Source organism: Bradyrhizobium sp. YCK136 (assembly GCF_044570075.1).
GTDB lineage: Bacteria > Pseudomonadota > Alphaproteobacteria > Rhizobiales > Xanthobacteraceae > Bradyrhizobium > Bradyrhizobium diazoefficiens.
On record NZ_CP172424.1, the window covers coordinates 3053487 to 3066427 of the forward strand.

Sequence of the window (12941 nt, forward strand, 5' to 3'; positions counted from 1 at the left end):
AGGTCGTGATCAAATCGACCGGTCCTGAAACCCATTGGCAGACCGCACTCGAAGGCGTCGACGCAGTCGCCGCGCACGTGCATCACAAGCGGGAGAAGCACTCGGTCCAGCTCTATCCGCAACATCAACATTGCCGGCACGCTGCACCCGACTCGCTGCGCGGCGATGGCCGGCGTCCGCCAGTTCATCTTCATCAGCACGGTGCTCGTGCACGGCCGTAGCAATGACGGCTGCACCCCATTCAGCGAGAAGACATTGTGACGCCGCGCGGCCTCTACGGCATGTCCAAGGCCACGCCGAGGCGGGCTTGAGGACGCTAGCGCGCCAACGACATGAGATCTTGGGAATCAGGCCGCCGCTGATCTATGGCGCAGACGCCAAGGGCAATTTCGCGCTGCTAACGCGCGCGGTGAGCCTGGAACTGCGGCTGCCCTTTGCCGCGATTCGCAATCACCGCGCCTTCCCGGCCGTGCAGAACTTGTCCGGCTGGGAGCCGCAGGTCTCCCTCGACGGGGGCTTGCAGCTCGCGCTGTCGGCTCAGGACGCCTGAGGGTGGGAGAAGCGCCGCAGGACGAAGCCGACGGCGATCGCGCCTGCGAGCAGGCAGGCGATCGTGACCGTGATCGAACCGGCGCGAACGGTGAGGATCGCCAGCAGTGCCAGCACGAGATTGAGCGCGAACACCTCGCCGACCACTCGCCGGACCTTGAAGCCATGGTCGGTCGCGCGCTGGTAAAAGTGCGAGCGGTGCGCCGACCAGAATTGTTCGCGGCGGACGATGCGGCGAAACAGCGTGATGGTGGCATCCGCGAGGTAATAGGCCGGCAGCAGCAGCGCCGCGGCCGGCTGCCCGTGCCAGGCGAGCTCCAGCAGGCACCAGCCGAGCAGAAGGCCGATCGGCAGGCTACCGACATCGCCGAGAAACACCTTGGCGACGGGACGATTGAACGGCGCAAAGCCGAGCGTGGCGCCGCACAGGGTGGTGGCGAGCAGGGCGGCCGGCCAGGACAGGTCGCCGAGCCATCCCAGCAGCAGCAGCGCCGCGGTGATCGGCACCACTTCCACGACCGTCATCAGGTCGAGCCCGTCCATGAAATTGACGAGGTTCACGAACCAGATTCCGGCGAGCAGGAGGAGGCCGCGCTCCAGCGCGAGCGGCAGCGCCGGGACGATGCGCGCCGTTTCGGGCGCGGTGAACACGACGGCTCCGACGGCGGCGGCTTGCAGCAGGAGCCGAACCAGCACCGGCAGCGAGACGATGTCGTCGGCGAATCCCACCAGGGTGATCACGACCGTCGCAGCGATCAGTGACGGCGGGATCGCGACGTTTGCCCAGGCCGCCCAGGCCGATGCGACCAGCAACGTCGCGGCAATCACCGCGATGCCCGCGCCCTGCGGGGTCGGAACGCGATGCGAGGACCGCGCGTTGGGCCGCGCCAGTGCGTAGCGCTGGAGCAGGGGACGGCTGGTCCAGATGATGATGGCCGACACCAGCGCGGCGATCGCAACGGCAAGCAGCGAGGGTACGGCGGCGAGCGCGTCGGCGGCGGGGTTCACTCCGGCACTCCGATCGGAGCCGACCCTTGCGCGGCCTTCTCCGCGCTGAGGATCCAGACCAGGCCGCCGATCGCGCCGACGATGAAATACACGGCGCCGAACAGCAGCGAGACGTTGACGCCCTCGCTTGCGGCAAGTCCCGCGAAGCCGAACGCCAGGCCCATCGTGGCTTCACGCAGGCCCCAGCCGGCGATCGAGATCGGCATCATCGTGATCAGCATCACCGGCGGCACGAGCAGGAAGACGTCGCTGAAGCGGACCGGAGCGGCGATCGACTGCACGACGCACCAGGCGACGACGGCGGCGAGCCCATGCACGGTCAGCGACAGGATCGCAACGATCGGCCCGCGCCTGCGGCTGAAGATCACGCGGTTCGCGATCACCGCGCAGGCGTGGATGTGATGGGTGGCCCACCACGTCTTCAGCCATTTCCACTTCAGCGCGCCGAAGACCAGGAAGCCGAGGCCACCCGCGAGCGCGGCAAGGTCGACGAGCAGCAGGGCCGAGCGTCCGTGCGGATCGGTGATGAGGGTATAGCTCCACGGCAGGCTCGCGACGATGAGGATCGCGAGCGCGACGAGGCCGATCGCGCGATCGACGAAGATGGAGTAGGTGGCCGCACGCCATCCGGCGCCGGCGCGCGCGACCAGCCACAGCCGGACCGCATCGCCGCCGATCGCGGATGGCAGGGTCTGGTTGAAGAAGGATCCGATCACGTTGTAGCGCATGGACCGGCCGAGCTCGAGCGGCGCACCGCATTCGGCGCTGATCTGACGCCAGCGCAGCACGCCGACGAAGATTTGCAGGAACGTGACGGCGATCGCGATGCCGATCCAGAACAGGCTGGTTACGGTGAAGCGCGACAAAAGTTCGGACAGATCGACCTTGCGCAGCGCCAGGTAGAGCAGCGCTGCGGAAATCAGGATCTTGGCCGTCGACAGCAGGATTCGGCGCATCTCGCCCGCATGACAGGGTTTGCGAAGATTTGAGGCAACCCGACGCGAGGCGCCGAATTAGGCCGCTTTGGTATGGTCTTGGCGCCGATCTTGCAATAGCGGTTATCATGCGCGGTTATCCCGACCCGTCATGGCGGGCGGCGGGGCTATTGCGACCCCCTCGATGCGGCGGCTAAAGAAGCGCCGCAGGCGATCGAGCTAGGGATCCCTTGGGAACAGGATGATGGATCAGGCGATTTTGGTCACGGGTGCCGCCGGCTTCATCGGCTTTCACGTCGCCCGGCAGCTGCTCGCCGAAGGTCGGCCCGTGATCGGGCTCGACAATCTCAACAGCTATTACGACCCGGCGCTGAAGCAGGCGCGGCTCGAGCTGTTGCGCAGCGATTCCCGCTTCTCGTTCGTCAAGGCCGATCTGGCCGACCGCGAGACCATTGCGGCGTTGTTTGGACAACACGGGTTTGCCAAGGTCGTGCATCTGGCCGCCCAGGCCGGCGTGCGCTACTCGATCGAGCATCCGCAGGCTTACGCCGATTCCAATCTCCAGGGCTTTCTCAACGTACTGGAGGGCTGCCGCAACAACGGCTGTCGTCATCTGGTCTACGCCTCGTCATCCTCCGTTTACGGCGCCAACACAAGACTGCCATTTGCCGTGCAGGACCGGACCGATCATCCGGTAAGCTTTTACGCCGCGACCAAAAAGGCGAACGAAGTGATGGCGCAGTCCTACAGCCATCTCTACCGGCTGCCGGTCACGGCCTTGCGATTCTTTACCATATACGGCCCGTGGGGACGGCCCGATATGGCCATGTTTCTGTTCGTGAACGCGATCATGGCGGGGACGCCGATCCGGCTCTTTAACCATGGCAGGATGCGACGCGACTTCACCTATATTGACGACGTAACCCGTGTCGTGTCCAAGCTGATCGATCGGGTGCCCGCCGATGACCCGGCTGCCGCAAATGCGCCGTCTAAGGTCTACAATGTCGGCAACCACCGCCCCGAGGAGCTGATGCATGTCGTCGGACTTCTGGAGCAGGAGCTGGGTCGGACGGCGATCAAAGAATTGCTGCCGATGCAGCCGGGAGACGTTTTGGAAACGTTCGCGGATGTCGAGGACCTGATGCGCGACACCGGCTTTGCACCGTCAACGCCGATCGAGCACGGGGTTCGTAATTTTGTCACCTGGTATCGGGACTACTTCAAGGTTTGAGATGACGATGGACAAACGCATTATCCCCCTGATCATGTGCGGCGGTGCCGGCACGCGGCTGTGGCCGGCCTCGCGCGAGGTGCGCCCCAAGCAGTTCCTGCCGCTGTTCGGTTCGCGCTCGACCTTCCAGGACACGCTGCTGCGCGTCTCGGACGCCTCGCTGTTCGATCGTCCGATCGTCATCACCAATGCGTCCTATCGCTTCATGGTGCTGGAGCAGCTCGCCGAGATCGGCATCGAGGCCGACGTGATCCTCGAGCCGATGCGCCGCGACTCCGGCCCTGCGATTGCCGCGGGCGCGGTGTTCGCGCAGAACCGCGCCAGTGAAGCGATCGTGCTCGCGCTCGCCGCCGACCACGTGGTGCAGGACAAGGCCGCCTTCGTCGCGGCCTGCCGCGAAGGCCTCACCGCCGCGAGCGCCGGGCGCATCGTCACCTTCGGCGTCAAGCCGGAGCGGCCGGCGACCGAATACGGCTATATCAGCATGGGCGAGGTGATCTCCGGTGAGGTGCACGCAATCGCGCGCTTCGTCGAGAAGCCGGACGCGGTGAAGGCGGCCGACTACGTCAATTCGGGCTACCTGTGGAACAGCGGCAACTTCATGTTCCCGGCGACCGTCCTGCTCGACGAATACCGCAAGGTCGATGCGGCGAGCGTGGAGGCGGTCTCCAATGCGGTCACCAACGCCGGCCGCGATCTCGGCTTCGTGACGCTGGAGCCCGAGGCGTTCGGTTCGGCGAAGGCGATCTCGATCGACTACGCGGTGATGGAGAAGACCTCGCGCGCGGCCGTCGTGCCGGTGTCCTGCGGCTGGTCCGACGTCGGCTCCTGGCACGCGGTTTGGGAATTGTCGGAGAAGGACGCGCAGGGCAACGCCGCGCACGGCGCCGCCGTGTTCGAGGATTCGCGCAACTGCAACGTCACCACCGATTCCGCGCTGGTCGCGCTCGAAGGCGTCGACGATCTCGTCGTGGTCGCGACCGCCGATGCGGTCCTGGTCTCGCGCCAGAAGGATGCCAACGGCCTGAAGCGCCTGGTGACCAAGCTCAAGGCGGTCGCGCCGAAGGTCACCGAGGAGCATCTCAAGGTGCATCGGCCCTGGGGCAGCTACCAGTCGGTGGACAATGGCGAGCGTCACCAGGTCAAGCGCATCGTGGTCAAGCCCGGCGGGCGGCTGTCGCTGCAGAAGCACCATCACCGTGCCGAGCACTGGATCGTGGTTCGCGGCGCGGCGCGGGTCACCGTCAACGAGACCGTGAAGACGGTGCACGAGAACGAGTCGATCTACATCCCGATGGGCGCCGTGCACCGGATGGAGAATCCCGGTAAAATCATGCTGGAACTCATCGAGGTCCAGACCGGCAGCTATCTCGGGGAAGACGACATCATCCGGATTGAAGACGACTATCAAAGGTCGTAACCAGCAGGCTCCGAATCACGCGACCCGGGCCGAAAGAGCAGTATCTTTCAGCGGCTTAAGGCCCGGAGAACGTGTAACTTTTTGAATCAAATCGTGTCCGGGCCGGAAGCTCTGCATTCGCCACAAATGTGGCGCCCGTGCTAGAAGCGGCCCGGGGATTTGCGGTTGAATCGGGGTTTGCTCAGATGAGTTCCAAAGGGTCAGCACCTGCCAAAGCAGGCTTGCGCGTCGGTGTCGTCGGCGCGGGCGTGATGGGCAGCAACCATGCGCGCGTGCTCGCGGGTCTTCCCGGCGTCACCCTCGTCGGCGTGGTCGATCCCTCGCCGACGCACCTGACGCGCACCACCGAGCTTGCCAACTGCCAGGGCTTCGAGACGCTCGACCAGCTCCTGGCCGCCGGCGTCGATGCCGTCACCATCGCAGCGCCCACCCATCTGCATCACGAGGTCGCGCTCGCCTGCATCGCCAAGAACATCCACGTGCTGGTCGAGAAGCCGATCGCCTCCACGGTCGCCGAAGGCCGTGAGATCGTCGCCGCCGCGCAAAAGGCTGGCGTCACGCTGATGGTCGGCCATGTCGAGCGCTTCAATCCGGCGGTCGCCGCGGTCAAGCAGGCGATCGCGGGTGAGGACATCCTCTCGATCGCGATCACCCGCGTCGGTCCATTCCCGCCGCGCATGTCCAATGTCGGCGTCGTCATCGACCTCGCCGTGCACGACATCGACCTGATCCGCTGGTTCACCGAATCCGACATCGTTGAGGTGCAGCCGCAATTGTCGAGCGCGGTCGCCGAGCGCGAGGACATCGCGCTGCTCCAGTTCCGCACCGCCAACGGCGTGCTCGCCCACATCAACACCAACTGGCTGACGCCGTTCAAGGCACGCAGCGTCACGGTCGCGACCCGCGGCAAATACGTGATGGGCGATCTGTTGACGCGCCAGGTCACCGAGTGCTTTGGCTTCAAGCCCGACGGCAGCTACTCGATGCGGCATCTGCCTGTCGGCCATGACGAGCCGCTGCGCGCCGAGCTGATCGCGTTCCTCAAGGCCGTACGCCACGGCGAGACGCCGGCGGTCACGGGCGATGAGGGCGTTGCCAGCCTCGAGATCGCCACGCAGTGCCTGGAGACGCCGTCGCGTCCCGCCGCGACGTCGCCCGCCCGCAAGGGTCCGCGCCGCGTCGCCGGCTGATCTCCATCCATGTCGGCTTCCCAAACTTCGCAAGACAATCAGCAAGGCGCCATGAACCAGCATCTGCGGTCCGAACCCATTCCCTTCATCGACGTCGGCTCGCAGCGCCGCCGGCTCGGCGCCTCGCTCGATGCGGCCGTCAAGCGCGTGCTCGACCATTGCCAGTTCGTCAACGGCCCTGAGGTCGCCGAGCTCGAGAAGCAGCTCGCGGCCTATTGCGGCGCCAAGCACGTCATCGGCTGCGCCAGCGGCACCGACGCGATCCTGATGGTGATGATGGCGAAGAATGTCGGGCCCGGCGATGCCGTGCTGTGTCCGTCCTTCACCTTCATCGCGACCGCCTCGCCGGTGGCGCGGACCGGCGCGACGCCGGTCTATGTCGACGTGGACGAGGCGACCTTCAACATGAGCCCGGAATCGCTCAAGCGCGGCATCGCGTCCGCCCGCAAGGCCGGCCTCAAGCCGGCAGCGGTCATTCCGGTCGACCTGTTCGGCCAGCCCGCCGATCACGACGCCATCGCCGAGATCGCAAAGGCCGAAGGCCTGTTCGTGCTCGACGACGCCGCCCAGGGGTTTGGCGCGAGCTACAAGGGCCGCAAGCTCGGCACCCTGGCGCTTGCTACCGCCACCAGCTTCTTCCCGGCAAAACCGCTCGGCTGCTTTGGCGATGGCGGCGCGATCTTCACCGATGACGACGAACTCGCGGCGACGCTGCGCAGCATCCGCGTGCACGGGCAGGGCGTCGACAAATACGACAACGTCCGTCTTGGCCTCACCGGCCGGCTCGACACCATGCAGGCTGCGGTCCTGATCGAGAAGCTGAAGATTTTTGACGACGAGATCGCTGCCCGCAACCGGGTTGCCGAACGCTATGAGCGCGGGCTCAGCAACGTGGTCACCGTGCCGCGCCTTAGCCCCGGTAACACCTCGGTCTGGGCGCAGTACACCATCCGCCTGCCCGAGGGGACCGACCGTGACGGCTTTGCCGCGGCGCTGAAGGCCCAGGGCGTGCCGACCGCGATCTATTACGGCAAGTCGATGCATCAGCAGACCGCCTACAAGCAGTATCCGGTCGCCGAGGGCGGGTTGCCGGGTTGCGAGAGCCTGTCGCAGGACGTCATCAGCCTGCCGATGCACGCCTACCTGACCGAAGCCGATCAGGAGCGAATCATCGCCGCCGTGCGCGGGGCGATTGCGGGTTGATCTTGGTTCACCTCTCCCGCTCGCGGGAGAGGTCGGCGCGAAGCGCCGGGTGAGGGTTCTCTCCTCTGGGGGAGTCTTTCTTGTTGAGACACCCTCTCCCCAACCCTCCCCCGCGAGCGGGGGAGGGAGCAGACCGTCCTCGCGGTTTGCACCTAGACCTGATCTCGCCATGCTCTAAAACAGACGCATGCTCGGACGCATCTTCACGGTCGGTGGTTACACGCTGCTTTCGCGGCTGACGGGATTTGCCCGCGACATCATGCTCGCGGCGATCCTCGGCGCCGGCCCGGTGGCCGACGCCTTTTTCGTGGCGCTGCGGTTGCCGAACCATTTCCGCGCGATCTTCGCCGAGGGCGCGTTCAACGCCGCCTGGGTGCCGGCCTATGCGCATGTCCATGGCGAGCGCGGGGAGGGGGCGGCCAAATTGTTCGCCGACCGCATCTTCACGCTGCTCTTGGCTTCGCAAGTCGTGCTGCTCATCGCCGCCTGGCTGTTCATGCCGCAGGCCATGAGCATTTTGGCGCCCGGCTTCAGTGAGGATGCCGAGCAGCGCAAGCTTGCGATCGAGCTGACCCGGATCACCTTTCCCTATCTGCTGCTGATCACGCTGGTGACGCTCTATGGCGGCATGCTCAACGTGATGCAGCGCTTTGCCAGCGCCGCGGCCGCGTCGATCTTCCTCAACGTCGCGATGATGATGACGCTGGCAGTTGCCGTCTGGTTTCCGACCGCGGGCCACGCCGCGGCCTGGGGCGTCCTGATCTCGGGCTTCCTGCAATATTTCCTGCTCGCCGGCGATCTCGCCCGCCATGGCGGCCTGCCGCGCTTTGCGCCCTTGAAGCTCGACGAAGACGTTCGCGGCTTCTTCAAGGCGCTGGGGCCGGCGACTCTGGGCTCGATGGGCACGCAGGTCGCGCTGTTTGCCGACACCATCATCGCGACCTTCCTGCCCGCGGGCGCGCTGTCGGCGCTGTATTATGCCGACCGCCTCAACCAGCTCCCGATCGGCGTCATCGGCATCGCCATCGGCACGGTGCTGCTGCCGGAGATGTCGCGGCGCATCACCGCGAACGACCATGACGGCGCGATGAAGGCGCAACGCCGCGCGTTCGACTTCACGCTGCTGTTCTCGATCCCGTTCGTCGCGGCCTTCATCACCGTGCCCGATGCGATCATGCGCGCACTGTTCGCCCGCGGCGCGTTCTCCAAGGCGGATGCCGCCGCCGCCGGCGCCACGCTCGCCGCCTATGCCATCGGCTTGATCCCCTTCGTGCTGATCCGCAGCGCGGTCGCGACCTTCTATGCCCGCAAGGACACCGCAACGCCGGTGCGCGCCTCTCTGACCGGCATCGCCGTCAATGTTGCGTTGAAGGTGGCCCTGATGGGATCGCTGGCCCAGATCGGCCTCGCGCTGGCGACCGCCGTCGGCGTCTGGACCAATCTCTTGCTGGTGCTGTTCTTCGCGGTACGCCGAGGCTTCCTCGTGCCGGACCGCGCCTGGCTACTGTCGCTCGCGAAGTTCCTGCTGACCGGATTGATCCTCGCTGCGGCCTTCTTGCTGATTGCGCGCTTCAGCCCGGCCGCTCTTGCCTCCGTGCACGCCTTCCGGGACGAATTGGCTCTGGTCCTGCTGGCCGTCGGGGGCACGATCGTCTATGCGCTCGCGATCCTCGTTCTGTTCGGCCGCCGCTGGCTGATCGCGCTGGTGCGCGGCTAGGCGCCGGAGCGTAGCACTCGTCTCCAGGGTGTAAGTGACCTCCGCACATCCCTTGATTTTGCACGATTGCTGTGGTACGGTCGCCTCATGATCAAATCAGTGCGCAATATCAACTCGATGCACGTGACCCGCTTCGGCTGGGCCGTGGGAGGAGTCGCGCGCTAGGAATTCGACGACGACATCTTTCCACCAGGCCCCGCCGGCATCGGACGGGGCCTTTTGTTTGGCCACGCTCCCTGCCGGCACAACAGCAGGAGCGTCCCATGCCACCGCAACAGACTAACATCACCTCCGAGACGGGGGGTGATGCTGCGCGGCTTCGCCTCGACCTCTCCACCGTCTTGAGCTTGCAAGCGATATTGGCTTGCATTTCGGGATCGGCGTCAGAGCCCGCGCGTCTCCTTGCAGGACCTGAGTGACAGGGAATTGATGGATATCGGCTTGACACGTGGCGAGATCGACTACCTCACGCCAGAACGCGCAATAGACAGGCTTAGAGATGGCACGACGGGCCTGTGGGGCCGTGGTGTGATGTAACTGACCATAAATCTCTGCTTATGCGATCCCGCGCCATTACAATAGAAAGGTGGCGATCATGACGTCACATGTTGCTGTTGCTCAGGCGGACGTAGAAGTCCGGCGATTGACTGTCGATGATCTGGATCTCTTTCGCGAAAGGCGCTTCAGAAGTACCCTCAAACGTTTGGTTCTCCTGAAGAGGACGAAGGCGGTGAAGCGATGCTGATGGCTTATCGCCACTGGCTCAGTGGCACTATTCTTGGCGCGTTTGAATCCGGGAGCTTGATCGGCATCGCGGGCCTCCATGTCTCACCCTACAAGAGATCGCAGCACCGGGGTCAAATCTTCACGGTCTATGTAAGAGAAGACGATCAAGGGAAAGGTGTCGGAGATCGGCTCATCAAAGAGATTCTTGCCCCATGCCGAGGCACGTGTCGAACAGGTGCATCTTGCCGTCTTGTTAACAGCAACCGCTGCAATCAAGACCTACAAGCGGAATGGGTTCGAAGTCTACGGCACCGATCCTGGCGCCATCCGCATCGGGGATATCACGTACGACCAGTACCTTATGATGAAGAAATTCATCCGCTGAATTCGATTTGGCGTGGCCTGGTTGGGCTGGAAACCGGGCGCAGCGGCGGAGCGCCGAATCCTAGGACCCACGGGAAATGAGCGGACTTCAGCCTTTCCAAGCAAATTCCGTTGACGGATGAACGGTGCTTTTCCCGGCCTGCGATCAACGTTCACGCCCAAACCCATTTGCCTTGCCACTTTTTCCACGGCAATATGCCGGCAAAACAACCATGAGAACGGGATAAAAAATGGCTGCTCCCATCAAGTTCGGCGTTGGCCAAAGTGTGCTGCGCAAGGAGGATGACGCGCTCATCCGCGGCAAGGGCCGCTATACCGACGATTACGCGCCGCAGGCCGCGCTCCGCTGCTTGATGCTGCGCTCGCCGCATGCGCATGCCAAATACACCATCGATGCGAGCCGCGCCCGCGGGCTTCCCGGCGTCGCGCTGATCCTGACCGCCGACGACGTTGGGGATCTCGGCAATCTGCCCTGCCTGTTCAACCTCGAGACCGATCCCTTCACCGGCCCGCCTTACCCGATCCTGGCCAAGGACGAGGTGCGCCATGTCGGCGATTCCATCGCCTTCGTGGTCGCCGAGACCATCGACCAGGCTCGCGACGCGATCGAGGCGATCGAGGTCAAATGGTCGCCTCTGCCGGCGGTGACCGGCGTCGTCAACGCCGTGAAGAAGGGCGCGCCGCAGGTCTGGCCGGACAAGGCCGGCAACGTGCTGTTCGACGTTTCGATCGGCGACAAGGCCGCGACCGAAGCCGCCTTTGCCAAGGCGCATGCGGTCGCCGAGATCGCCATCGTCAATCCGCGCGTGGTCGCGAACTTCATGGAGACGCGCGCGGCGGTCTGCGAATATGACGCCAAGCGCGACCATCTGACGCTGACGGTCGGCAGCCAGGGCAGCCATCGCCTGCGCGACATTCTCTGCCAGAACGTGCTGAACATCCCGACCGAGAAGATGCGGGTGATCTGCCCCGACGTCGGCGGCGGCTTCGGCACAAAACTGTTTCCGTACCGCGAATACGCCCTGATGGCGGTCGCGGCGCGCAAGCTGAAGAAGGCGGTGAAATGGGCGGCCGACCGCTCCGAGCATTTCATGGGCGACGCGCAGGGTCGCGACAACGTCACGACCGCGAAGATGGCGCTGACTGAAGACGGCAAGTTCCTCGCCATGGATTGCGACTTGATGGGCGACATGGGCGCGTATCTGTCGACCTTCGGGCCCTATATCCCGCATGGCGGCGCCGGCATGCTGCCGGGCCTCTACGACATCCAGGCCTTCCACTGCCGGGTGCGCACCATCTTCACCCACAGCGTGCCGGTCGACGCCTATCGCGGCGCGGGCCGGCCCGAGGCGGCCTATGTCATCGAGCGCCTCGTCGATGCCTGCGCCCGCAAGCTCGACATGACGCCGGACGCCATCCGCCGCAAGAACTTCATCCAGCCAAAGGCGCTGCCGTACAAGACGGCCACGGGCAAGGTCTATGATTCCGGCGACTTCGCCGCGCATCTGAAGCGCGCCATGGAAATCGCCGAGTGGAAGGAGTTTCCCAAGCGCGCCAAGGCGGCCAAGAAGCAGGGGCTCATTCGCGGCATCGGCCTTGCGAGCTATGTCGAGATTTGCGGCGTGATGGGTGAGGAGACGGCCAACGTCCGCCTCGATCCCAATGGCGACGTCACTGTCCTGATCGGCACGCAGTCGAGCGGACAGGGGCACCAGACCGCCTATGCGCAGATCGTCGCCGAGCAGTTCGGCGTGGCGCCGGAGCGCGTCCACGTCCGTCAGGGCGATACCGACGAGATCGCGACCGGTCTCGGCACCGGCGGCTCGGCTTCGATCCCGTCAGGCGGCGTCAGCGTCGAGCGCGCCACGCGCGAGCTCGGGCAAAAGCTGAAGGAGATCGCGGCGCAGGCGCTGGAAGCCAGCGCCGGCGACCTCGAGATATCGGAGGGCGTGTTGCGCATCGCCGGTACCGACCGTTCGATCTCGTTCGCCGATCTCGCCAAGCGGCCGGGCGCCGATCCGTCGAAGCTGAACGGCAGCGCCACCTTCGCCAGCGCCGACGGCACCTATCCCAACGGCACCCATGTCGCGGAGGTCGAGATCGATCCGGCGACCGGCATCATCAAGATCGTCCACTACGTGATCGTCGACGATTTCGGCAAGACGCTCAACCCGCTGCTGCTCGCTGGCCAAGTGCATGGCGGCGCCATGCAGGGCATCGGCCAGGCCTTGATGGAGCAGGTGGTCTACGGCGCCGGTGACGGCCAGCTGATCACCGCGACCTTCATGGACTACGCGCTGCCGCGGGCGGCTGATGGTCCGGACTTCGTGTTCGAGACCGCCAACGTTCCATGCAAGACCAATCCCATGGGCGTGAAGGGGGCGGGCGAGGCCGGCGCGATCGGCTCCTGTCCGGCCGTCGTCAACGCCATCGTCGACGGGCTCTGGCGCGAGTACAAGATCGACCACATCGACATGCCGGCGACCCCGGAACGGGTGTGGATCGCCATCAGCGAGCACCGTCGCCGTCACAGCCTGTAAGCCACAATCCTGCCGCGCGGGAATAAACGCCCCGCGCG

Annotated in this window: 12 protein-coding genes and 1 pseudogene; 11 read left to right on the forward strand and 2 right to left on the reverse strand. The window is 65.1% G+C overall.

Annotated elements, in window-relative coordinates; genetic code table 11:
• Positions 1-5: 5 nt before the first annotated feature.
• A complete protein-coding gene (locus ACFLEY_RS14360; protein ID WP_396604671.1) occupies positions 6-221 on the forward strand; it encodes a hypothetical protein in 216 nt (71 codons plus the stop codon).
• A gap of 119 nt (positions 222-340) precedes the next feature.
• Entirely contained in the window at positions 341-550 is a 210-nt protein-coding gene (locus ACFLEY_RS14365) for a hypothetical protein (protein ID WP_244651815.1), read from the forward strand.
• On the opposite strand, the gene ACFLEY_RS14370 is transcribed toward ACFLEY_RS14365, so the two are convergent.
• Positions 538-1557, reverse strand: a complete 1020-nt coding sequence (locus ACFLEY_RS14370; RefSeq protein WP_060908240.1) for a glycosyltransferase family 4 protein — start codon at positions 1555-1557, stop codon at positions 538-540. The genes ACFLEY_RS14365 and ACFLEY_RS14370 overlap by 13 nt on opposite strands.
• Positions 1554-2513 (reverse strand): lysylphosphatidylglycerol synthase transmembrane domain-containing protein, encoded by a 960-nt coding sequence (locus tag ACFLEY_RS14375; protein ID WP_060908239.1) that lies wholly within the window; start codon positions 2511-2513, stop codon positions 1554-1556. The genes ACFLEY_RS14370 and ACFLEY_RS14375 overlap by 4 nt, the downstream gene beginning before the upstream one ends.
• A gap of 220 nt (positions 2514-2733) precedes the next feature.
• Between ACFLEY_RS14375 and ACFLEY_RS14380 the strand changes: the two genes are divergently transcribed.
• The 9 genes and pseudogenes from ACFLEY_RS14380 (at position 2734) to ACFLEY_RS14420 (ending at position 12903) form a co-directional block, all read left to right on the forward strand.
• Positions 2734-3723 carry an SDR family NAD(P)-dependent oxidoreductase gene (locus tag ACFLEY_RS14380; protein ID WP_060908238.1) on the forward strand — a complete coding sequence of 330 codons (990 nt, stop codon included), beginning with the start codon at positions 2734-2736 and terminating at the stop codon, positions 3721-3723.
• A 7-nt stretch (positions 3724-3730) separates the two neighbouring features.
• Positions 3731-5143 carry a mannose-1-phosphate guanylyltransferase/mannose-6-phosphate isomerase gene (locus ACFLEY_RS14385; RefSeq protein ID WP_060912617.1) on the forward strand — a complete coding sequence of 471 codons (1413 nt, stop codon included), beginning with the start codon at positions 3731-3733 and terminating at the stop codon, positions 5141-5143.
• Between the two features lie 185 nt (positions 5144-5328).
• Entirely contained in the window at positions 5329-6333 is a 1005-nt protein-coding gene (locus tag ACFLEY_RS14390; protein ID WP_028173222.1) for a Gfo/Idh/MocA family protein, read from the forward strand.
• A gap of 51 nt (positions 6334-6384) precedes the next feature.
• Positions 6385-7536, forward strand: coding sequence for a DegT/DnrJ/EryC1/StrS aminotransferase family protein (locus ACFLEY_RS14395; RefSeq protein ID WP_039185625.1), 1152 nt, complete (start codon positions 6385-6387; stop codon positions 7534-7536).
• A gap of 187 nt (positions 7537-7723) precedes the next feature.
• On the forward strand, positions 7724-9253 hold the full coding sequence (gene murJ, locus ACFLEY_RS14400) for a murein biosynthesis integral membrane protein MurJ (RefSeq protein ID WP_060908237.1): 1530 nt from the start codon (positions 7724-7726) through the stop codon (positions 9251-9253).
• A gap of 402 nt (positions 9254-9655) precedes the next feature.
• A complete protein-coding gene (locus ACFLEY_RS14405) occupies positions 9656-9790 on the forward strand; it encodes a DUF1127 domain-containing protein (protein WP_373565261.1) in 135 nt (44 codons plus the stop codon).
• Between the two features lie 207 nt (positions 9791-9997).
• A pseudogene (locus ACFLEY_RS14410) lies at positions 9998-10144 on the forward strand (hypothetical protein); the annotation flags it as partial.
• 10 nt (positions 10145-10154) lie between these two features.
• The gene (locus ACFLEY_RS14415) at positions 10155-10364 is read left to right on the forward strand and encodes a hypothetical protein (protein WP_060908236.1); all 210 of its coding nucleotides are present in this window, start codon (positions 10155-10157) and stop codon (positions 10362-10364) included.
• Positions 10365-10593: 229 nt separating this feature from the next.
• Entirely contained in the window at positions 10594-12903 is a 2310-nt protein-coding gene (locus tag ACFLEY_RS14420) for a xanthine dehydrogenase family protein molybdopterin-binding subunit (RefSeq protein WP_060908235.1), read from the forward strand.
• Positions 12904-12941: the final 38 nt, after the last annotated feature.